General features: G+C 63.7%; 22 protein-coding genes and 2 pseudogenes. 8 read left to right on the forward strand and 16 right to left on the reverse strand.

Going from position 1 to position 21,011, the window contains the following annotated elements:
• Positions 1 to 113: 113 nt before the first annotated feature.
• From DWV00_RS22095 to DWV00_RS22120, 6 genes are read right to left on the reverse strand one after another with little or no spacing between them, the layout of a single operon-like run.
• Positions 114 to 1,094: a LysR family transcriptional regulator gene (locus DWV00_RS22095; RefSeq protein WP_115535756.1), complete on the reverse strand. Its 981-nt coding sequence runs from the start codon at positions 1,092 to 1,094 to the stop codon at positions 114 to 116.
• A gap of 43 nt (positions 1,095 to 1,137) precedes the next feature.
• Positions 1,138 to 1,923 carry an ABC transporter ATP-binding protein gene (locus tag DWV00_RS22100; protein WP_115535838.1) on the reverse strand — a complete coding sequence of 262 codons (786 nt, stop codon included), beginning with the start codon at positions 1,921 to 1,923 and terminating at the stop codon, positions 1,138 to 1,140.
• A gap of 41 nt (positions 1,924 to 1,964) precedes the next feature.
• Positions 1,965 to 2,708 (reverse strand): ABC transporter permease, encoded by a 744-nt coding sequence (locus DWV00_RS22105; RefSeq protein WP_115535757.1) that lies wholly within the window; start codon positions 2,706 to 2,708, stop codon positions 1,965 to 1,967.
• A gap of 13 nt (positions 2,709 to 2,721) precedes the next feature.
• Positions 2,722 to 3,318: a VOC family protein gene (locus DWV00_RS22110; protein WP_115535758.1), complete on the reverse strand. Its 597-nt coding sequence runs from the start codon at positions 3,316 to 3,318 to the stop codon at positions 2,722 to 2,724.
• Between the two features lie 18 nt (positions 3,319 to 3,336).
• On the reverse strand, positions 3,337 to 4,374 hold the full coding sequence (locus tag DWV00_RS22115) for an ABC transporter substrate-binding protein (protein WP_115535759.1): 1,038 nt from the start codon (positions 4,372 to 4,374) through the stop codon (positions 3,337 to 3,339).
• A 41-nt stretch (positions 4,375 to 4,415) separates the two neighbouring features.
• Positions 4,416 to 5,336, reverse strand: a complete 921-nt coding sequence (locus tag DWV00_RS22120; RefSeq protein WP_115535760.1) for a fumarylacetoacetate hydrolase family protein — start codon at positions 5,334 to 5,336, stop codon at positions 4,416 to 4,418.
• Positions 5,337 to 5,567: 231 nt separating this feature from the next.
• On the opposite strand from DWV00_RS22120, the gene DWV00_RS22125 reads away from it, so the two are divergent.
• Positions 5,568 to 6,227, forward strand: a complete 660-nt coding sequence (locus DWV00_RS22125) for a GntR family transcriptional regulator (RefSeq protein WP_115535761.1) — start codon at positions 5,568 to 5,570, stop codon at positions 6,225 to 6,227.
• Positions 6,228 to 6,268: 41 nt separating this feature from the next.
• Here the strand turns inward: DWV00_RS22125 and DWV00_RS22130 are convergent, their stop codons facing one another.
• Together DWV00_RS22130 and DWV00_RS22135 are read right to left on the reverse strand one after the other, a co-directional pair.
• Positions 6,269 to 7,192 (reverse strand): dihydrodipicolinate synthase family protein, encoded by a 924-nt coding sequence (locus DWV00_RS22130; protein ID WP_115535762.1) that lies wholly within the window; start codon positions 7,190 to 7,192, stop codon positions 6,269 to 6,271.
• A 106-nt stretch (positions 7,193 to 7,298) separates the two neighbouring features.
• Entirely contained in the window at positions 7,299 to 8,252 is a 954-nt protein-coding gene (locus tag DWV00_RS22135) for an alpha/beta hydrolase (protein ID WP_115535763.1), read from the reverse strand.
• A gap of 200 nt (positions 8,253 to 8,452) precedes the next feature.
• Between DWV00_RS22135 and DWV00_RS22140 the strand changes: the two genes are divergently transcribed.
• From DWV00_RS22140 to DWV00_RS22155, 4 genes are all read left to right on the forward strand, one after another.
• Positions 8,453 to 8,881 (forward strand): VOC family protein, encoded by a 429-nt coding sequence (locus tag DWV00_RS22140; RefSeq protein WP_115535764.1) that lies wholly within the window; start codon positions 8,453 to 8,455, stop codon positions 8,879 to 8,881.
• Positions 8,878 to 9,831 (forward strand): 2-hydroxyacid dehydrogenase, encoded by a 954-nt coding sequence (locus tag DWV00_RS22145; protein ID WP_115535765.1) that lies wholly within the window; start codon positions 8,878 to 8,880, stop codon positions 9,829 to 9,831. Before DWV00_RS22140 ends, DWV00_RS22145 begins: the two co-directional genes overlap by 4 nt.
• Positions 9,832 to 10,156: 325 nt before the next feature.
• Positions 10,157 to 11,197 (forward strand): porin, encoded by a 1,041-nt coding sequence (locus tag DWV00_RS22150; RefSeq protein WP_115535766.1) that lies wholly within the window; start codon positions 10,157 to 10,159, stop codon positions 11,195 to 11,197.
• 109 nt (positions 11,198 to 11,306) lie between these two features.
• Entirely contained in the window at positions 11,307 to 13,139 is a 1,833-nt protein-coding gene (locus DWV00_RS22155) for an LVIVD repeat-containing protein (RefSeq protein WP_115535767.1), read from the forward strand.
• Between the two features lie 103 nt (positions 13,140 to 13,242).
• Here DWV00_RS22155 and DWV00_RS22160 read toward each other — a convergent pair whose 3' ends face one another.
• Together DWV00_RS22160 and DWV00_RS22165 are read right to left on the reverse strand one after the other, a co-directional pair.
• Entirely contained in the window at positions 13,243 to 13,578 is a 336-nt protein-coding gene (locus DWV00_RS22160; protein ID WP_115535768.1) for a ribbon-helix-helix domain-containing protein, read from the reverse strand.
• Positions 13,579 to 13,609: 31 nt separating this feature from the next.
• The gene (locus DWV00_RS22165) at positions 13,610 to 14,188 is read right to left on the reverse strand and encodes a DJ-1/PfpI family protein (protein ID WP_115535769.1); all 579 of its coding nucleotides are present in this window, start codon (positions 14,186 to 14,188) and stop codon (positions 13,610 to 13,612) included.
• A 144-nt stretch (positions 14,189 to 14,332) separates the two neighbouring features.
• On the opposite strand from DWV00_RS22165, the pseudogene DWV00_RS22170 reads away from it, so the two are divergent.
• A pseudogene (locus DWV00_RS22170) lies at positions 14,333 to 14,410 on the forward strand (peroxidase-related enzyme); the annotation flags it as partial.
• A 5-nt stretch (positions 14,411 to 14,415) separates the two neighbouring features.
• Here DWV00_RS22170 and DWV00_RS22175 read toward each other — a convergent pair.
• From DWV00_RS22175 to DWV00_RS22185, 3 genes are read right to left on the reverse strand one after another with little or no spacing between them, the layout of a single operon-like run.
• Positions 14,416 to 14,901: a nuclear transport factor 2 family protein gene (locus tag DWV00_RS22175; protein ID WP_115535770.1), complete on the reverse strand. Its 486-nt coding sequence runs from the start codon at positions 14,899 to 14,901 to the stop codon at positions 14,416 to 14,418.
• Between the two features lie 13 nt (positions 14,902 to 14,914).
• Positions 14,915 to 15,109: a DUF1653 domain-containing protein gene (locus DWV00_RS22180; RefSeq protein ID WP_115535771.1), complete on the reverse strand. Its 195-nt coding sequence runs from the start codon at positions 15,107 to 15,109 to the stop codon at positions 14,915 to 14,917.
• Between the two features lie 52 nt (positions 15,110 to 15,161).
• Positions 15,162 to 15,488 (reverse strand): hypothetical protein, encoded by a 327-nt coding sequence (locus tag DWV00_RS22185; protein ID WP_115535772.1) that lies wholly within the window; start codon positions 15,486 to 15,488, stop codon positions 15,162 to 15,164.
• A gap of 165 nt (positions 15,489 to 15,653) precedes the next feature.
• On the opposite strand from DWV00_RS22185, the gene DWV00_RS34990 reads away from it, so the two are divergent.
• Positions 15,654 to 15,746, forward strand: a complete 93-nt coding sequence (locus DWV00_RS34990; RefSeq protein ID WP_220274723.1) for a helix-turn-helix domain-containing protein — start codon at positions 15,654 to 15,656, stop codon at positions 15,744 to 15,746.
• A 6-nt stretch (positions 15,747 to 15,752) separates the two neighbouring features.
• Positions 15,753 to 16,019, forward strand: a pseudogene (locus DWV00_RS34385) (AraC family transcriptional regulator); the annotation flags it as partial.
• Positions 16,020 to 16,114: 95 nt separating this feature from the next.
• On the opposite strand, the gene DWV00_RS22195 reads toward DWV00_RS34385, so the two are convergent.
• The 3 genes from DWV00_RS22195 to hpnI all read right to left on the reverse strand — a co-directional run bounded on the left by DWV00_RS22195 (position 16,115) and on the right by hpnI (position 20,827).
• On the reverse strand, positions 16,115 to 18,148 hold the full coding sequence (locus tag DWV00_RS22195; protein WP_115535773.1) for an arabinofuranosidase catalytic domain-containing protein: 2,034 nt from the start codon (positions 18,146 to 18,148) through the stop codon (positions 16,115 to 16,117).
• A gap of 421 nt (positions 18,149 to 18,569) precedes the next feature.
• Positions 18,570 to 19,580 (reverse strand): lysylphosphatidylglycerol synthase domain-containing protein, encoded by a 1,011-nt coding sequence (locus DWV00_RS22200; protein WP_115535774.1) that lies wholly within the window; start codon positions 19,578 to 19,580, stop codon positions 18,570 to 18,572.
• 71 nt (positions 19,581 to 19,651) lie between these two features.
• Positions 19,652 to 20,827: a bacteriohopanetetrol glucosamine biosynthesis glycosyltransferase HpnI gene (hpnI, locus tag DWV00_RS22205; protein ID WP_115535775.1), complete on the reverse strand. Its 1,176-nt coding sequence runs from the start codon at positions 20,825 to 20,827 to the stop codon at positions 19,652 to 19,654.
• Positions 20,828 to 21,011 lie beyond the last annotated feature (184 nt).

A 21,011-nucleotide genomic window follows, 5' to 3' on the forward strand; every position in this document is an offset into this window, starting at 1 on the left:
ACCCACGAGTCTAGGGAAGCGACGCGATTACCGATAATCAAACATTCGGCCGCCGATATGCCAAACCGGAATATCTGCGCGCCCCACGCAGGCTTTACGCGCCGTGCTGGAAATCAGGCTTGGATCGCACCGGTGTCTTCGGCCGCTTGCGCCGCTTCGCGCAGGCATTCGACGAACGCACGGCATGCCGCGCTTTGCGCCTTGTTCGTGCGCACCGAAAAGCCGATCGTGCCGAACGCGCCCGTCTCGGGCAGATCGAGAATGCGCAGCAGGCCCGCATCGACGAACTGGCGTGCCGCAACGCGGGGCATCAACGCGATCCGCGGCGTCTCCAGCAGCAGGCCGATATTGGTGAGCAGCGAAAGCGATTCGACGATATCGGTCGGCAACGGCAAATCCGCCACGCGGAACAGTTGCTCGGCGGCGAGCCGCGCCGGAGAATCGGGCGTGGGCAAAATCCAGGGCATGCCGACGAGATCGGCGAGATGCGTCACGCCTTCCGGCACCGGCGCACCGCCCTTGCCGCCCACCACGGCGCACAGCGATTCGTCGAACAGTGTTTCATGCGTCAACGGAAAAGCGCTCGCGATCGGCAGCTCGCGCTCGGGCAAACGGCCCACGACGATGTCGACGTCGCCCGTCGCGAGCGCGGGAAACAGATGCGCGGGCGTGCCCTCCCGCACCGTGACGAGCACGTTCGGCGTGCGCGCCTTGAGCTTCGCGATCGCAAGCGGCAGCAGCCGCGCCGAAGCCGAAATCAGCGTGCCGACGATCACATGGCCGCTCGTGCCGAGCCGGAAGTCGTTGAGTTCGTCCGTCATGTAGCGCAGCTCGGCCATCAACGACTTGACGCGCTGCCCGAGCAGCAGCCCGAGTTCGGTCGGCACGACACCGCGATTGGAGCGCTGGAAGAGCTCGCCGTCGAAGCACGATTCGAGCTCGTGGATCACCTTCGTCACGGCAGGCTGCGTGAGCCGCATCTCGTTCGCGGCACGCACGACGGAGCGCGTCTCCAGCACGCGCTCGAAAATCATCAGCTGGCTCAGCTTCAGGCGGCGGATCAGGGAGATCTCGCTCAGGGGGTTCGCTTGCATGGCTATGCTTCTTCTCGATGGGTTCGATAGACGCGCGTTTGCGCTAGAACACGCCCATCATCTTCGAAAGTTCGGCGACGTAGTGCCCGTAGCGCGGGTCGCTGCGCGTCGTGTCGGGCTGGCGCGGATGCGGCAGGTCGATCTTCATGTCGTGCAGCACACGGCCGGGCCGTTCCGACATGACGATCACGCGATCCGACAGAAATACCGCTTCATGGATGCTGTGCGTCACGAGCAGCACCGTCAGCGTGCTCTGCTGCCAGATGCGCAGCATCTCCACATTGAGCCGGTCGCGCGTGAGGGCGTCCAGCGCACCGAACGGTTCGTCCATGAGCATCACGCGCGGCTCGAGCAGCAGAATCTGGCCGATCGCCGCGCGCTGGCGCATGCCCCCGGACAGTTCATGGGGATAGCGATCCACGAACTGCGTGAGCCCGAGCGTGTCGAGCAGCGCGGGCAAGCGCGCTTCGATACGCTCGCGCGGCAGCTTGCGCAGCTTCGCGCCGAGCCTGATGTTCGCGCCGACCGTGAGCCACGGCAGCATGTTGCTCGTCTGGAACACGACGCCGATATCGTCGGCCGGCTTGCCGACCGTCTGCCCGCCGACCCGAATGGCGCCCGAATCGCACGGCACGAGACCCGCGATCATCCGCAGCAACGTGCTCTTGCCGCAGCCGCTGGGCCCGAGGATCGAAACGAATTCGCGCGGACAGACCCGCAGCGAAACGTCGTCGAGCGCGGTAAATGCTTGTGCGTCGCCGCGGGCGGCAAAGCGTTTTCCCGCGCCTTCGACTTCGATCAGCGCGGGCGTGACGATCGAGCCGCTCATGGGCGCGTGCGCCGAGGCGCGCAACACATCGACGATTGCCATCAGACCGTGACTCCTCTCCACCAGACCGCGCGCGAGGCGAGATCGACCGCACCGTAAAACACCATGGCCAATACCGTGACCATCATGATCGCCGCGAACGACAGCGCCGTTTGCGCGTTCGACGTCGCAAACACGATCAGATGCCCCAGCCCCTGCTCCGATCCAATGAACTCGCCGACGATCGCACCGATCACCGCAAGCGGCATCGCGATCTTCAGACCATCCATCAGCGCGGGCAGCGCGGCGGGCAACCTCAAGTACCAGAACGTGTACGCGGGCGACGCACCGAGCGCCCTAAAATGTTCGTCGAGATTGCGCGGCACACCCGCAAGCCCACCGATGGTCGCGACCACGACGGGAAAGAACGAGAACAGCACGGCGGCTGCCAGCTTCGACGCGAAACCATAGCCGAACCATACGATCAGCAGTGGCGCGAGCGCGATTTTCGGCATGCTTTGCAATGCGGTCACGAATGGCAGCAGCGTGCGCCGCGCGACGCCCGAAAGGCTCGCCAGCAACCCGAGCGCGAGGCCGCCGGCAAGAGCGAGTACGAATCCCGCGAATACTTCCCATGCCGTCGTGAGCGTATCGGCGAGCAACTGCGCGCGCATCGCCCAGCCGGCGGAGAACACTTCCGACAGCGGCGGCAGCACGTAATCGCGGACACCGCCCAAACGCACGCCGAACTCCCACACCAGTCCGAGCGCGACCCAGAACGCCAATGTTTCGATCAGTCGTTTCATGGGGGCTCCGTGGTCAGTCGTTGTCGTTGCCGTTGTCTTCATCTTCGGCATCCTGAGATGCCTCAGGCGCGCCCCCTCCCGACTTCGCCGCGACGAGATGCGGGGGCGGCGGCACGACGAAGCGCTCGAAACGGTACTGGTCGAACGATTCGATATTGCGCTCCCACACTTGCGGCTCATGCGGATCGTGTTCGCCGATCTGCGTCATTTCGCAGTAGATCTCGACATTGTTGCCGTCGGGGTCTTTGAACACGAGAAACAGATTGTTGCCCGGCCCATGGCGCCCGATGCCGCGCACGATCGCCACGCCGTGTTCCTGCAGTACCTTGACCGAGCGCTCCATCTCTTCGTAGCTGTCGACGAGATACGAGAAATGCTCGAGGCCCGGACGCGAGTAGCGAGGCAGATCGTCGAAGTCGGCGGAATCCTTCGGCAACTGCGAGAGCGCGAGATCGTGATGATCGGTGCCCGCGCGTAGAAACACCATCTGATCGCCGATCCAGTCGGACACCTTCAGGCCGAGCACTTCCGTGTAGAACTCGGCGGAGCGATGGATGTCGCGCACCATCAGCACCATGTGTCCGAGCCTTCGGGGACGCAAGCTGTTCATGTCTCACTCCAATGTCTTTCACTGCACGAAGCGGTTGGTATAGAGATCGCCCGCATGCACCTTGCCGCCCAGATTGAACGCGCGCGAAACGAAGCGCGCCGTCGCGTCCATGCGCTCCGGACGCAGCCAGCCCATGCGATGATGCGCGGAATCGTCCGCAATCAGAGCGTCGGTCTGCTCGATCTGCTGCAAGAGGATCGAGCGATCGAGTATCGGATACTGTACGGCGATGGCGTCGGCGGCTTCGCGCGGATGGTCGCGCATCAGCGCATAGCCGCGATAGGTCGCGTCGACGAAACGCTTCACCACGTCGGGATGCCGCGCAATGTAGGTATCGGTCGTGATCAAGCCGCTGCCCATCATGTCGAGGCCGAAGTCGCGATAGAAGACCTTGCCGAGCTGCCGTCCGGCGCGCTGTGCGAGCGCCGCTTGCACGGGCAGGCTCGCGCCCTCCCAGCACTCGGACAGGTCGATGCGCTTTTGCAGCAGCGCCGTATTGATGACGGCGGGATCGAGGCGCACGAGTTTGATCGCGCCGGGCGCCATGCCGTTTTGCTCGAGCCAGGCAGGCACGATGTTCTGCACCGCGGACGCATTGCCTCCTCCCAGCGTGAGCCCTTGCAGATCCTTCAACGAAGTGACCTTGAAGCCGGGCCGCTCCAGATAGCACATTGCGCCGGGCCAGCGCGTGTTGACCGCGCCGACCAGCACCGTGTGACCGCCGTGCGCGCGGTTCAGCGCCACGCTCACGGGATCGCCGTAGCCGAACTCGAACAGCCCCTGATCGACTTCGTTGACGGTGCGCTGCCCGCCATAGCCCCGCATCACGGTGACGTCGAGCCCCTCATCGCGGTAAAAGCCCTTCGACAGCGCGAGCAGGATGCCGCCCGTGCTGCCCTGCGGCAGCCAAGCGAGGTTCACCCTCACTTTCACGGCCGGCGGGGTTGCCGGAGCCGGCGCAGCTTGCGCGGCCTTCGCCGCTAGTACGCAAACGAGACCGAGCCCGGCCGCCAACAAGGGGAACTTGCGCGCCAACGCCATCACCCGCTCAAACATGTCTGCCTCCTTCCTTTCCCGGCGCTGCTTCGGCAGCCGGCTTAGCCCTGCACCAGCGGGTTTTCGATCGCGCCGATGCCGTCGATCGACGCCACCATCACGTCACCCGGCTTCAGAAAGATGCCGCGCCCCATGCCGACGCCCGTCGGCGTGCCCGTCGCGATCACGTCGCCGGGGTGAAGCGTCAGGATCGACGACAGATAGTGAATTTGCTCGGCGATACTGAAAATCATCTCGGACGTGCTGCCGTCCTGCATCGTCTCGCCATTGACCGCAAGCCTCATGCGCAAATTCTGCGGCTCGGCGATACACGCGCGCGGCACGATCCACGGGCCGAAAGGACCGAAGGTATCGAAGCTCTTGCCGCGAAACCAGTCGTGTTTGAACGGATAGTCGCTGCGGCGATTCAGGTCTCGCGCGCTCACGTCGTTCAGCACCGTGTAGCCCGCGATATGGGAGAGCGCATCGGCGACGGCGATGTGGCGGCCGCCCCGGCCCATCACGACGGCCAACTCGACCTCCCAGTCCACCCGTTCGGCACCGGCGGGCATCACGACATCGGCGAGCGTCGGCACCACGCTCGTTTCGGCCTTCATGAACATATAGGGCGTGCTCTCCTCGCGCGGTGCCAATTCCGTACCCATTTCGCGAGCATGCTCGTAGTAGTTCGACGCTGCCGCAAAAATGCGGCGCGGCGTGAACGGCACGCGCAGCCGGTATCCCTCCAGCGGCGGCGCGCTGCACGCCCCCTGCCCGATCGCATGCGCGGCCCGTTCGAGCGCGGCGAGCGTCGCCGCGCTCCGCGCGTCCCATCCGGCCACGAGTCCATCGACGTCGAGCGGCACGTCCGGGCCGCCCGTCCGCGCGAGCGCGGCCTGCGCGTCGTACAGCGCGCCGTTCACGGCAAGCCCCCCTGCTACGCGGCCGTTCAGTTCATACGTTGCAATCGCAAACCAGATCAATTGAGTCCTCGCTTTGCCAGTGGATGGCTGCTCTTGTCTTTTCCGTCTTTCGTATACAATGATGACGCAATGTATTCTTTTGTGCACTCAGGTATACACCAATCGAAACGTAAAACACGCCGGGGCGGGCGTGCATTGAGACGCGTACCGCACCGGGCGCATAATGTGCCGGCGGCATACAGCGCTCGCGCGTGCCGCCGCCCACCGCGACGCCCAACCAGAACCCACACGATGACGACGCTCTCCTCCAAGATCTACCGCGTGCTGTTCGACCAGATCATCGACGGCACCCTTCAGCCGGGCCAGAAGCTCGAGGAAGCCGTGCTGGCCGAGCGCCTGAACGCCTCGCGCACGCCCATCCGCGAGGCGCTGCGTGAACTCGCCGCGCGCGGCATGGTGGAACTGACGCCTCGCAAGGGCGTGGTGGTCGCTCAGTTCAGCCTCGACGAGCTCGCCGACATGCTCGAAGCGATGTGCGAACTCGAAGCGCTGTGCTGCCGCCTGAGCGCGCAGCGCATGAGCCTGGTCGAGAAGAAGCAGCTCGAGGAACTCGAATTGGAGATGAACGCGGCGATCGCGCGCGGCGACGAAGCCGGCTATCTGCTTCTGAATCGCGAGTTTCACGAGCTGATCTGCAAGGGGGCGCAGAGCAAGTCGCTAGCGTCGATCATCGCCGTGCAGCGCCAGCGGCTGGCGGGTTTTCGGGCGGCGCAGCCGGCCTCGCCGACACGTTTCGAAGCCGCCACCGACGAGCACCGCGAGATCGTCGCCGCGATCCGCGAATCGAATCCGGAACGGGCATACAACGCCATGCGAGAGCACACCGCGCGGCTGTCGATCGTCGTGCTGGGGCGGCTGAAGCGGCAGCGGGACGAACGAGAGAACGCCTGAGAGCCAGCCGTTCCGGCTGGCCCCTCCCGTACGCATCGACGTCATGCGTACGCCTGTCCCAATGCGGGCATCGAGAAGCCGAGCGCGTTCAGCTGCGTCAGCAGCGCGCCGGTTTCACGTGAGCCGAAAGTCGTGAGCGGCGCCCTCACGCGTGCCCAGCCCGCATGCTCCGCGTAATGTCCGACCACGGCTTTCAGCGCCGGAATCATCGGTTGACCTTGCATTGCCAGGCGGATCAGCGACACGCGGTCCACCCATCCGGCGCGTGCCTCATCCGTTCTCGCCGCGAGCAGGCTTGCGATCGAGCCGGGCTGAAGGTTCGCGGTCGCGGAAATACAGCCTGCCGCGCCTAACGGCAGCGCGCGGCCGAGCCAAGCCTCGGAAGCCGGAAACACCTTGAAGCCGGGAAACCGTTCCAGCATTCCGGCCATGTTTTCCCAATCGCCGGAGCTATCCTTGATCCCGATCACCGTGCGCGGATAGGCGGCGATCAGCCGCTCGATCAGCGCGTATGAAATAGGCACGCCCGTCATCTGCGGGATGTGATACAGCAGCACGCGCAAGTCCTCCGATCCCACCGACTGGATAACGCCGGCGAAGTAGGCGAACAACCCATCGTCGCTCACGCCTTTGTAGTAGAACGGCGGTAGCATCAGCACGCCTGCGCAGCCGGCCGCCACGGCGTGACGCGTGAGTTCGACCGCATCGGGCAGCGCGCAGGCACCGGTACCGGGCAACAAATGCGAGCCGTCGATGTCCGCGTCCATCACGGCGTCGAGCAGCGTGCGCCGCTCCGCCACGCTCAGCGAGTTCGCCTCGCTGTTGGTGCCGAACAGCGCGAGCCCCGCACCCTGTTCGACGAGCCAGCGGCTAAAACCGATGAAGCGCGGGGTATCGACGGCAAGCGCCGGATCGAACGGCGTGACGACTGGCGCGAACACGCGCGGCACGGCAAAGGCGGACATGGCGTTCTCCGGGACGAGCAGAGGGGTAAATGGGTCAATGGGCAAAATGGACGAGCGGGCGAATCTACGATCGCGCGCCGATCGGGCCGACGCTGAAGACCGGCAATCAGCCTTTGAAGAAGTCGAGCATCGCGTCCCCGAGCAGCGTTTCGCCCGAATCGAAATGCGCGACGATCGACGTGTGGTTGTGACGCGGCATCCGCAGGAAGCGGAGCGGCGGCGCGGCCGGCCCCGCCAGCTGCCGCGCCTGCGCCACCCGAGCGAAAAACGCCGCGCCATACGTGTCGAGCAATGGGTTCTCGTATTCGGCTACGACGATCATGAGCGGCACGCCGATCCTTTCAGCATGCGCGAGCGGCGAGCGCGGTGCGTGCTGCGTCTCGTCATCGCCGAAATAGGCACGCACGCACGCCGCGTTCGGATTCTCGGGCAGCACGTCGGCCACCAGGCGCGCGCTGATGAGCACCGCGCCCGCCACCTCGCCGCCCTGCGACGCCCGCTTCGCAGCCAGCACCGGATCGCCGAGATACGTCGCCACATGCGCACCGCCCGCCGAATGGCCGACTAGAAAGACGCGCCGCGCATCGCCGCCGAATGCGGCCGCATGCGCGCGCGTCCACTCGAGTGCCGCGGCAACGTCTTCCGCGCCCGCCGGATACGGCGCTTCGGGCGCGAGCCGATATTCGATGTTGATCGCCACACAGCCGCGGCGCGCGAACCAGCGGGACACGTTGTCGTAGATCAGCCCATTGACGCTCTTGCGCCCGCGCACGAACGCACCGCCGTGAACGAACAACACCACGTCGGCGCCGCCTTCGGCGCGCGTCCGGGCGCTCGCGAAGACATCCAGACGCTGGCGTGCGTGCGCCCCGTACGCGATCTCGCGAGCGAGCTCACACGTGCCCCCGTCGCGCGCGGCGGCTGCGAGCAGCGGCGAATAGGCATCGATCACCAGGTCGCGATGCGCATTGATATCGCGGCCCCAGACCGGACCGATGCGAGCAAAGTCATCCCGCGTTTCAGCGGGCAAATTTCCCAGCGTCTCCTGTGCGACGTCCATTCCTAGCCTCCTTCAATGGCGGCTCAAGCGCGGAGACGTCCGCACTTCAGCCGTTGCACGCCGCTCATTCTGGTATATAAATGCGTTAATGTGTATACACAACATGTACGTAGTATACCCAATGAAGTTCCGGCGGAAATTGAGCGACAGTCGCGCAATCGCTCTCTCTCGGCGCATGCCGTCAACATTCGAGGATTTCCATGGACAAGCTTCGTCACATCGCGCTCTCGGTCGAAGACCCGGAGGCTGCCGCTCGCTTTTTCGAGCTGGCTTTCGGCATGCACCGCGCGGGCAACGCGATGCGCGGCATCTACATGACGGACGGCACGATGAACGTCGCGCTGCTCAACTTCAAGGACGAGACGGTGCCGGGCTACGCGGGCTTGAAGGACGTGCGCGGCGTGATTCACTTCGGCATGTGGGTAGACGATGTCGATGCCACGGCAGCGCGCGTGGTGGCGGCGGGCGGCACGTATCTGACCGGACGGCACGAGCAAAACCCGAACGTTTTCTACGAAGTGAAGTACCGGATGCCGGACGGCACCGTGTTCGACATCACGCAGAACGGCTGGAAAGGTGCGGTGAAGGACGTCGTGCCGTTCGAGCCGGCAGACGGCACGCGATCATGAGCGCGCCTCGCACTCTCGGCGGGAGGCCGGGCGTGCTGGTGCTGATCCCGCTGCCCGAGGAGACGCTCGAGGCGCTGCGGCGCGACTATGTCCTCCGGTACCAGCCCGACGGCAGAGCGCCGATCACGCCCACCGCGGCGGTGCGCGCCGTCGTGACGAACGGCTCGACCGGCCTCGGCGACACGCTCATGGCGGCACTGCCCGCACTCGAAATCGTCTGCGCGTTCGGCGCGGGTTACGAGAATATCGATCTGGAATCGGCGGTCCGGCGCGGCATCGTCGTGACCCATGCGCCGGGTGCGAACGCGGCAACCGTCGCCGATCATGCAATCGGACTGATGCTCGCGCTCGCGCGTGGCTTTGCGCCGCTCACGCAGGCTGTGCGGCAAGGACAATGGCACGCATCGCGCAGTGCCAGACCGACACTCACGGGCGCGGCACTCGGCATCGTCGGCATGGGACGCATCGGGCGGCTCATCGCTGCGCGCGCCCAAGGTTTCGCGATGACGATCGGCTACCACGGCCGCTCTCCTCACGACGATGCGCCGGGCCGCTACTACAGCGAGCTCGAACAGTTGGCCGAGAACAGCGACTTTCTCGTCGCCGCGTGCAACGGTGGCGCTGCGACGCGGCATCTGATCGACCGAAACGTACTGCGCGCGCTCGGGCCCCGGGGTTACGTCGTGAACGTCGCGCGCGGCTCGGTGCTCGATACGGAGGCGTTGCTCCACGCGTTGCGCGAGCAGGACATTGCAGGTGCCGGTCTTGACGTCATCGAGGGTGAACCCGACGTGCCTGCCGCGCTGCTCGATCATCCCGACGTGCTCGTTACGCCGCATGTCGCGGGCCGCTCACCCGCATCGTTACACGCTCAACACAGCGCACTTCTCGCCACGCTCGCCCAGCACTTCGGCGGCGCTCGCGTCGAACGGGCCGTATCCGCACGCTGACGCGGCGCATGAGCGCGATGTGCGCTTGCATCTATTCCCTCCCAACGAAGACGAAGGGCCGCGCACCGCAAGGCGCGCGGCTCGAATTCGCTTGCCGCGCGGCTGCAGGCGTCGCGCGCACCGTCTATCCGGGTGAACCCGCTATAACCAAACCATTGTTTTGTATAAAAAAATAATGCTACGGATTCATTTTTCTCTGCACGTATAATTTTTCCAGTTTGTGTATACACAGAGACGAACATACGCAAACAGGAGGAGCAGGAATAGCCAAGCGGGACACACCGCGCGCAAGCACAGAACGACAATCAATCTGGATGGAGATCGCATGAAAAAGAAGGTATTCGCAGCGGCCGCAGTGCTTTGCGCCAGCGCCGGCGCGCACGCCCAGTCGCAGGTCTGGCTGTCGGGATGGGTCGACATGAACATCGAGCACCTGATTTCGTCGGGCCCCGGTGGCAATGTGTGGCGCATGTCGAGCGGCGGACTCAACAACTCGCGTTTCAACCTGAGCGGAGTCGAGGATCTGGGCGCCGGCAACAAGGCCGTGTTTACGATCGAACCGACCTTCTCCGCGAATACGGGCACGCAGGCCGCGCAATTCCGCCAGTCGTTCGTCGGACTCAAGGGCAACTGGGGCGAACTGTCGTTCGGCCGCCAGTTCACGCCTTCGTATTGGATCGCCGGTTACGCAGATCCGAGCTGGGCCGCGGATTTGTCGATGGTCAACAACATGGAGTTCTTTTACGCGTCGTATCGCGTCGACAACTCCATGGAGTACAAGACGCCGACGTTCCACGGCTTCACAGGCCGCTTCATGTACACGACGGGCCTGGGCGACGGCACGCGCGCGGGACGTTTCCTCAGCACGGGCATCGACTATCGCAACGGGCCGGTGTTCCTCGGTGCGGTGAGCGAATTGCAGTACACGCGCGACATCTTCCATTCGTCGCAGATCCATTCGTCGCGCGACAACTACTTCTCCGCCGTGTACCGCTACGGCGGCTTGGAGCCGACGCTGATCTATCACACGTACAACGGCTACTACGCGTATCCGCCGTATGTCGCGTTCAACTCGCAGGGCTGGGACGTGCAGGCGGGCGCGCGCTGGAATATCGATGGGCGCAATCGCATTTACGTGAGCGTCGTCCATCGTCACGACGACAACAACACCAGTATTTCGAGTGCGACGGGCGGCGTGATCGGCTACCTATACGGCCTCTCGAAGCACACCGACCTGTACGCGACCGTCGCGCACGTATGGCACCAGCACAACGTGCCCATCCCGTACCCCGTCACGTTCCAGGAGTACCCGAACGGCGGCCAGAATCCGACCGGCTTCCAGATCGGCATACGTCATGGGTTCTGATGCGGGGCACCGAACGATGCCGAACGACACCAAGAAAACCGATAGATCCGATAGATCCAAGAGACAAAGGGCCGCTCATGCGCCCGACCATTTGACAAGGAGGAAGCTCATGCTTCGACAGCACCATCGAAATCTGAAAACCGCGCTCGCCCCAACGCCGGCACTGGCACTCATCGCGGCAGTTGCCGCACTGGCACTGAGTGCGCAAACGGCGGCGGCCGCCGATACGGCTGCCAGTGCCGCTACGCTCGCGGCCGCAAGCGAAACGCCTGCCGATGCCGGCGTCACGCCGGGCGAGCCGCACGTGAAGGACCCGTACCTCGCGGGCTGGCTGCGCCTCACGCCGGACCGCAGCCCGAAGCCGCTCAAGGCGGGCGTCGACTACGGTATGGATCCGGCGACGGGCAAGTTCGTCTGGCCGAAGGCGACGCCCGAGGTACACCAGGGACAGCGTTTCCCCGGCGAAATGACGACGTGGGACAAGAAGAGCTATACGAAGAACGTGAAGGTTCTAGCGTTCTATCCCGGCGTCGATTCGCCCTTTCATGCATGGAACGACATCCTCGATTTCAAGGGCCATCGCTATCTGTACATCCATGATCGCGACTATCTGCGCATCATGGACGTGACCGATCCCGCGCACGGCAAGATCGTCTACTCGCGCGGCGGCGTGTGGGGTCCGAAAGGATCGAGTGAACATTTCGATCCGAACAACGTTCACAACTATCTCGGCGGCGCGACCATCGCGTGGAGCAAGAAGCTCGGCAAGCCGGTGATCGTCGCATCGTTCGAGATCGGCCGCTACGGTCTGATGACCGAGAAGACGGAACAGCCCGACAAGGTTGCCGCGCAGCGGCACTACAACTCGCTCAAGGGCTTCCGCGTGTACGAAATGGACGGCCCCCTGCCCAACCAGTGGAAGCTGCTCGCGACGCGCACGACCGACTACAAGCACCCCAATGCGCCGATCGGTCAGCAGCAAGGCTCGGGCTCGCTCGACGCGCCCGAATATTACGGCGGCAAATACATGATCGTGTCGTCCGCGCCGGACGACAGCTATGCGCTCACCGAGTATCCGAACTATCTGTATTCGCCGGGCTATCAAGTCTGGGACATGTCCGATCCGGCGAACCCCGTGTTCCTCTCGCAGATCTCGGTGCCGGGACAAATCCTCGGCAACAAGGAAGACGAGAATGCCTATCTGATGAACCCGCGCGCGGGCAACCGCACGTCATGGATGGGATCGCGCAATCCGATCTTTCTTCCGAAGCCGCTCGAGGACGGCGGCAAAATCGGCTTCGGCGCGATGGGCGGGCTCGGCTTTTATTCGTTCGATCTGTCGAACCCCGCGGAGCCGAAGATTCTCGGCAGCGTGAACATACCGCCGAGCTTCGCGGGCACCGAGTTCGACAATGCGGATGTGAGTCAGTACGCGCGCACGGGCTACGTGCTGAGCAACGGCTATCCGATGAATCGCGACTGCTATGAGCCGTACAAGGATATCTATGTGATCGACGCGCACGACCCGGCGCATCTGAAGGTCGCGGCGAAGCTGCCGCGTCCCGAGGTGCCCGAAGGCGCGCCGTTCACGGATTTCTGTCAGCGTGGCGGAAACTTCGGGCCGAAGCGGGCGAACGCGATCGGCCAACCGGGAGGCTGGCGTCAGGGTATCGTGTCGTACTCGTTCTATAACGCGGGCGTGCAGATCTTCGACGTGAAGGATCCGACGCATCCGAAGATTGCGGGGTACTTCGTGCCCGCGCTCGCGGACGAGTCGCAACTGCCTTCCTACACGCTTGGGAAGGGGGTGTTCGCGATCTATACCGAGTACGACCGCAATATCATCTGGGCGTTTACGGAGAACGGCGCCTACGCGCTGTCGACCCCGCTGTTGGGCAAGCCGGTGATGGGCGAGCCGGCGAAGCCGTGGCCGCCGCGGTAACGGGTTGAGCGACGAGCGGCGCGCCGCGCCGCTCGTCGTTGTCTCGCCGGCCGATACCGCGCGCCGAAGCGACGACGAGCCATTGCGTCGCATCCGCCTGAAATCAACCGGCTTGAACGACCTTCAACTTCTGAGCGTTGCCGTGGGGCGCGTCCGCGGCCGCCTCATTTCGCGCCGCCGACAACGACAGATAACGCGCGCAGCAAACGCGAAGAAACGACGCGAAGTTCATCGGTGCTTCGCCGCGCAGCGTCAAGAGTTCGTCGTACAACTTCACGACGAACTCGCTCGTCGTCAGGCCTTCGCGGCTCGCGATTTCCTGCAGCGTGTCCCAGAAGAGATTTTCCAGCCGCACGGTCGTGACCACGCCATGGACGCGTATCGCACGGGTACGCGACTCGTAAAGGATCGGATCGGCGTTGATGTAGATACCGCACATGGCATGGCCCCCTTATGCTTCCGGCCGTATCTTAGTGCGAGATCCGCGTGCCGAGCAACGTCAGGAACTGGGCAAGCCAATTGGCGTGCGACGTCCAGGCCGGCGCGGTGACGAAATTGTCGTCGGTCGTCGCATCCGGCCAGTCCAGCGGAACATAATGCGCGCCTGCCAGTTCGACCTCCGGCGCGCACGCGGGATAGGCTGCGATTCGCTTGCCCTCGATGACGCGAGCCGCCGCCAGCAATTGCGCGCCATGGCAGATCGCGGCGATCGGCTTTTTCGCTTCCGCGAAATGACGGACATGGGCGATCACCGTTGCGTTCAGACGCAGATACTCCGGCGCGCGCCCGCCCGGAATCAGCAGCGCATCGTAGGTAGACGAATCCGTGGCGGCGAAATCGGCATTCAGCGTGAAATTGTGCCCGCGCTTTTCCGTGTAGGTCTGGTCGCCCTCGAAATCGTGAATGGCGGTGCGGATCGTATCGCCCGGACGCTTGTCGGGGGCGATCACGTGCACGGTATGCCCCACGGCGGACAGCGCCTGAAACGGCACCATCAGTTCGTAGTCTTCGACGAAGTCACCCGCGATGATCAAAATACGCTTGGCCATGTCTCGCTCTCCTGTTCCAGTTCGTGGTGGGGAAATCTGCTGCGGTGAACTGTAGAGCGGCCCACGAGACGGCGGGTAATACGCGGCTAAATGTTCGAACAGGGGTTTACCCTAAACTCGATGGCAGCGATGACTGACGAGGCGGTCTTCCCGACGCTTGCACACCGTCCCGACGCGTTTCGAGCGTTCATGGCCTATCACGAGACGCTGATGGAGAAGCCGCCTGCTCATCGGTTCTCGTTCGCCGCCTTGGCCCGCCACGCGGTGAGACCGCGCTTAGCCTGTGAACGAATCGCGTTCTGCACGAACGGCGCCCACCCTAACAACGCTCCCTTGGCCCCCAAAGCCTGGGCTGCCCATCGCCAGAGATCGAAGCGATCCCGATGGCCGACGATCAGCCCGTCGCGCAGCACGAACTGCGCTTCGATCCGATTGACGACCCGCCTGCCCGTCTGGCTGAACAGGTAGCTCGCGATCCAGCGGGCGCTGCCGCCGCGATCGTCGGCGCTCACGTCACTGAACATCAGCGTGAACTCCTGCGCGCGCGACACCAGCATTCGCCACATGTCGCGTGCTTCATCGCCGCGAAGTTCGCCGAATACCGGGTCGCTGAAAATCACATCCGGTGCGTAGCATGCCGCCATCGCCTCGGCATCGCGCCGCTGAAACGCTTGATAAAATCGCTCGATCACGGCCGTATTCGGATGGGTCATGTCGCTCTGCCGATTAGTCGATTTCTTGGAAGCGCTGGACTTTCACACCGTCCACTTCGACCATCTCGAAGAAGACCGCCTTCGGCCGGCACCAGATCGAGCCGTTCGCGGCGCGATACACGATGATCGGCGTGTGGTCCGCCTCCATTGTCGCCTCGCACACGAGCTCGTAGAGCCCACCCTTGTAGTGCCGATAACGGACAGTCATGTTGTTTTCCTGGTCGTTGCCGCTCGTTTTCCGACTTTCTTTGCCGACGTCCTCATTCCTCGAACGGCACGTGCTCGCCGCTCCCCGATTGCTTGCCGAGCTTGCTTTCGTCCTCCATGGCGTCCTGCCACGCGATCATGGCATTCGCCACCGCCTCTTGTTCGCCGCTGAACGCGAGCACCGTTTCTCCGCACGACGGGCAGATGCCGCCGAACGCCGCATGGATGCCGGGCATATTCCGCGTGCTCATGGCGTCGAAATCCGTGAACGCCGTTTTGCACGAACCGCACACCAGCTTTTCCGGGCGCAACGCGTCTATCTTTGCCTTCGCCTCGGCGACACGTTGATCTTTTGTGCCGCGCTGCTTCGCTTGTCCCATCGCCTACCCCTTCGTTCACTGTTTCTCAAATGCTAAACCGCGACAAAAACCGGTACATGGTACCCGACGAAGGCATGGGCGCCGAACGGCACTCGGCAAAAACCGAAGGATTTGCTAAATCCGCGCATGCTATCGCGCCCTTCATCGCCTCTTCCGACGACCGTCATGAACGACATCGGCAATCGCTCCGGCTACGGCAGTTTGCAATCCTTCACGCGGACATTCGGCGCGGTCATCGGCATACCGCCCGCGCAGTAGCGGAACGCCGGCGTTTGGCTGCCGCGTGCCGTGGACATCGCCGGTAGCCCCTTGCACCTCACGCGTGTCGCCGGTGGAAAATACGCGGTATTGCGGCACAAGGGACCGTATGCCGACATGGCCGCCGCGTATCAGTGGCTTTATGGCGAGTGGCTCGTCAACTCCAATGACGAAGCGGCGGACGCGCCCGCTTTCGAGGAGTATCTGAACAACCCGAAAGACACGGCGCCCGCCGATTTGCTGATCGATATCTGCTTGCCGCTGGCGCCGTGACCCACGTCTGACGTCCTTACGTCCGCGCGGACACATGCGGCTGTGAATCGTCCACGCGGACAGCCGGAGTCGATCGACCGGCGCCCCCTACATCGCTACATGTTCGAACCCGGCACCATCGCCAAGCTTGGGCAGTAGTGCGTCGCGGTGAGGTAGGACGCTTGCTGCGACCGTGCACCGGCTGCGTTCGACGTGGGCGGATCGATGAAGATCGATGCATTGTTCGACCCCGCCGGCGCGGTGAACGTCATCGTCACTTTCCACCAGTTGGTGCCGACCTTGACCGCCGACAGCGCCGTCGGCTGCCCCGCGCCCCAGGTGCCGCGCACGATGCTGCCCGTGTTCGTGTTCAGCACCCAGGCGAACTCGGTGCCGCCCGAGTCGTCGGTTTGGATCGATCCGCCGGGGAACGCGGTCGCATTCGTCGTAGCCTCGACATAGTCGCTGAAGCTATACGTCTGTCCTCCCTGCACGCGAATAACTTCGTGGATGTTGGCGAACGCCGAACCGTTCGTATTTGTCAGCAACGCCGCGCGCTGGCTCGTTCCGTAGATGTCAGCGGCCGCTTGCGCCGTGCCGCCGCTGCTCTGGCTCCACGCTTCCGGCTCCATCAGGCTCAAAGGCGAATTGACCAGATTGCCCGCATAGCAAGCAGCGAGATGCGGATCCTTGGGCGGTCCGTAGAAGCTCGCGATGCTCGATTGGATCGAGTTGTCGGTCGCGCTCGTCGTCGCCTTCGTGATGATCGCGCCTTCGTAGAACTGAACGGGCGCCGCGCTGCCGTCACCGCCCTCGCCGAGCGAAAGACCGCCTTGCCATTGGCCGTTGAACACGTGGCCGGCGTTATTGCTGAAGATATAAGCCTGGGGCGGCGCCGCGTCGTAAAGCGCCGTCAGCACGCCCTGCGACGCCGAGCCGCCTTTGACCGCAAAAATATTCGAAGCCGTGTTCGGCGAGTACTTCGAAAGCACCGTGACGAACTTTTCGTTCGACGCCTGCTGCGGGCCGTAGAGATAAACGCCCGCTTCGGCATCCACGCCCGGCCAGTTGACGTCGAGCCCATTGCACACCGGATCTTTCGTGGTCGGGGACTGGTTCGAATCGCCGTCGCAATAGCCGAACACGGCCGCCGCGCCATCCGAAAACGCCAGCGCGAACATCTCGCCTTCCACTTCGCCGTGCGCATAGGTGCTCGGGTTGGCACTGCTTTCCATATTGCCGTACGTGCCACAGCAAGGCGAAGACTGATCGTATTGCGCTCCGGCCACCATGTACTCGGCGATATCGCTGTCGCCGATCGACTGGTTCACCGTGCCGAAACGATTGCGATACGCCTGGCCCGCCAGCGTCGACAACGCGGGGATCTGGCTGCCGTCGGCCGAGACCAGCGAAAGCTGCGCCGAGCCGCCGGACACCGCGGGCAGATCGTTACCGACCGTCAGCTGTTCCGACGGCGCTTGGGCGGTCAGCGCAACCGGAGGCTGCAGGAGCTGGACTTTCAGTTGCCCTTGCGTTCCAGGCAGCGTGATCGTCGCGAACCCGTTCAACACCGGTACGGTCATTGGCGTTTGCGAGCCGGGACCGCTCGTCGGCAGCGTCAGCGATTGCGTGCCGTCCGAGTTCAGCGTGAGCGTCGCCGGCACGTTGCCGAATGCCCCGCCCTTGATGGATGAAACGAGATCGATCTGGTCGTAGATGTACGACACCGCGCAGGTCGTGTTATTGCAGAACGTCTTGACGCTGTTCACGTTGGTCGTGCCGATCATCGCGTGCTTCACGCCCTGCGGCAGCGTTTGCGACGTGTACGGATAGATATCCTGAGACGCCCCGTCGGATGCCCGCACGAGCCGGAACAACGGCCCCGTGTAATGCTGCGTCAGAAGACGCGTCACGCTGTGGGCCGCCGAGCACGGCGTGCCCGCACTGCCCGCCGCATCGCATGGCAGCGGCGTGGACGCGCCTACCTCGGCCAGCGCATTTGCACTCGACTGCACCGCGCTCGAGGGCGTCGTACTCGCATTCGCCACGCTAGCCGGCGACGACCCTGGAGACGAGTCGCCGTTACAGGCTGTCAGCCCGACGGCGGCCGACAACAACAAACAAACCAGTCCAGCTGCTCTAAACGTCATGACCCCTCCAATAAGCGCGTATCGGATTACATGAAAATCATTCAGGACAACTAAGCAATCGACAGGAAGTCGTTGCCGGTGCGGCACGACGATCTAGATATAACCGGCGCCACTGCGCGTCGGCATAGGCTGTGATAGGCCGACCTCGAGCTCAGGTCGCACGCCCCGATGGCGCGCCTGTTGACCAAGGACCGGTCGTAGCAGGTGTCGGCAGATATAATATTATTTATTATTACTAGAAAAGCGCCTAGGACATTCCCCTATATGCCTGCTATGGCTCTCCCGCTATGGCCATGTGCATCAAGGTGCATCGGAGCGATCGAAGCTCATGAGGGATTGACGGCGTTCAACGAGGGAGGCCGAATTACTAATTTTATTAATTGACCCCACCCCGGCAAGCGCCCGCGCCGCGGTTCGTGCGTCAGTGCTTTTCGACGATGGCGGGCCGGACCTCGTGCCTCTGCGCGCGCGGCAACCGATGTTCGCTCACCTGCCAGGCAACCAGCCCGGGAACATAGAACAGCAAATCGCGAATGCGCCTTGCGCCGGCGAGCGCAAGGCACGTAGGTGCATCGAAGCCGAGCATGCCGCCGATCACGACGAAGGCGCCTTCCTGCACACCGAGGTTGCCCGGCACGAGGAAGGCGACGCTGCTGATGAACTGAATCGACGCCTCGATCACGAACGCCTGAAAGAAAGTGGCATCCGTGCCGAGCACACGCAGCGCGATCCAGATTTCGAGCGCAAAACCGGCGCACTGGAGCGTCTGCCAGATGATCAGATAGCGGGTCACGACGCCTTTCTGCCGCCAGATCAGCATGACGGACTGGTCGACTCGCACCGATTTCCCGACAAGGTCGAGCATCTTCCCGCTCGTGACACGGTTCAGCGTTCGCGCCAAGCGTTCGAACGGACGAGCGTGCTGAAGGAGGATGAAGACCGTGAGCAAAGGCAAGATGCCGGCGATGCTCCAGACGAGCGTTCTCGCGAAATGGGCCGCGCCTGAACTCGAGTGCCCCAGCAGGTAGCCGCATGCAACGAGCGCGAATACGATCTGACTGATCAACGTCAGTTGCGTATCGACGACGAGGCTGGCTAGTGTGGTGGCCGGCCGCACACCGGCGCGGCCCATCAGACGGAGCGTAACGATCTCGCCGCCGATCCGAGCGACGGGCAGCAGGCCGTTGATCGACTCCCGGAGCCAGACGAACTTGAGCATCTTCACGAAAGACGGACGCTCGGCTCGGCGAATGAGCATGCGCCAATCCCACGCGTTCGCGCACATCGGAAAGATATGGACGCAGGCCGCCAGGACCAGACCGACGCCCGCGCTGCGCATCAAGTGCCACACGGTTTCCGGATGGTCGCGCCACACGAGCCAGATGGCGACGGCGAACCCCACCAGAGCAGCGATACGGCCAAGGTGCTTCATCGGCGGCACGCTCTTGCGTCCAAGCCCCGCCGTGCTACGAACATCGGCATCGCGTTCGACTCATTTTCGGCTCACTTCTCGTAGACGGGCGACAGCATGCCGTGGTCGTCCACGCGAAAACGCGTGCCGCGCCACACCACCCCCGAGGAGCAGAAACTCGCCACATAGATCGCAAATTGTACGATGTCCCACACCGGCAGGCACAGCAGCCCTTGCGTTCTCGTTCCGTTATTCGTGGCGCGATCGACCTGCTTGACGAGTATCGCGCGCGCCAGCAGCGCGGCGCACGCCAACATCCAGGCCGCGCTCGCCCCTTCGCTGAACGCGACCGCGCATAGGGCAAGCGCGAACGGATGCATCAGCACCGCGCCGAGATGGCCCCAGCGATCGGCGGCGCGTATCGTGCGGCTCCAGCGCAACTCGTGGCTGAAGAGCTTCGCGAACGTGTTTTCGACGCAGGCGTGCTGCACGATCAGCGACGGAATGGCGACCGTCTTGCCGCTGCGGCGCACGGCTTCTCCGACAGCGTGGTCTTCCGCCAAGTGATGCGCGAACTGGGCAAGGCCGCCGATACCTGCCAGCGTCTCGCGTGTCATCAAGATGGCCTGCCCGAAGCATGGCTTGGCTCGGCCGATCGCCAGCCCGGTTATCACGCCCGGGAGGAAATGGTAGTTGGTCATCGCGGCCGCGACACGCGGCCAGAAGCCCGGAGCGCACAGACCGCGATAGACGGTGGTCACGAGACCAACGCCGGGCTCCTGCAGCGTCCCGATCATATGACGAAGAAATGACTGCTCGACACGCACGTCGCTGTCGGCAAAACATAAAACGTCATGCTCGGCATAGTCGAGCATGTTGACGAGATTCGCGATCTTCCGGTTCGGCCCATAAAGCCGGGCGTCCGTCACCACGGTCATCTTCGCTTGCGGATAGCGCGCGCGCAGCGCTTCGACCGCCTTGAGCGCATCGTCCTTGCGATCGTGGACACCGAAAAGATATTGGATCGGCCCCGGATAGTCCTGCTCGAAGAAGCTCGCGAGATGATCCGCCAGCTGCCACTCGTCCCCATGCAGCGGCTTGACCAGCGTGATGCCGGGGAATCGCATCGGAACCGCCGCGGGGCGGGCGAAGAAACGGCCGGCCAGCGCACTCGCCAGCAGGGTATAAACGATGCCGAGTATGGCACCCGCCGCGCAAAGGACGGCGATCGTGTCGAACAGTATGCCTAGGATGTGCAACAGCGTCATGTGCCTCGCTACCCCAATACGCAAAAGGTGGGAATGTCGTTCCAACTCGCGCTTGACTGCTCGATCCGACGAGCCGGCAAAGCCGGCCATCGGGCGGTTTCATCCTACCGGGATTGGATGAAGAAAGCCACCGGCGGGGCCGGTGGCTTTCGTTACCGATGTAATCGAAGAGGCAATGGGCTCC

It is taken from the genome of Trinickia dinghuensis (assembly GCF_003367175.1).
Classification (GTDB): Bacteria; Pseudomonadota; Gammaproteobacteria; order Burkholderiales; family Burkholderiaceae; genus Trinickia; species Trinickia dinghuensis.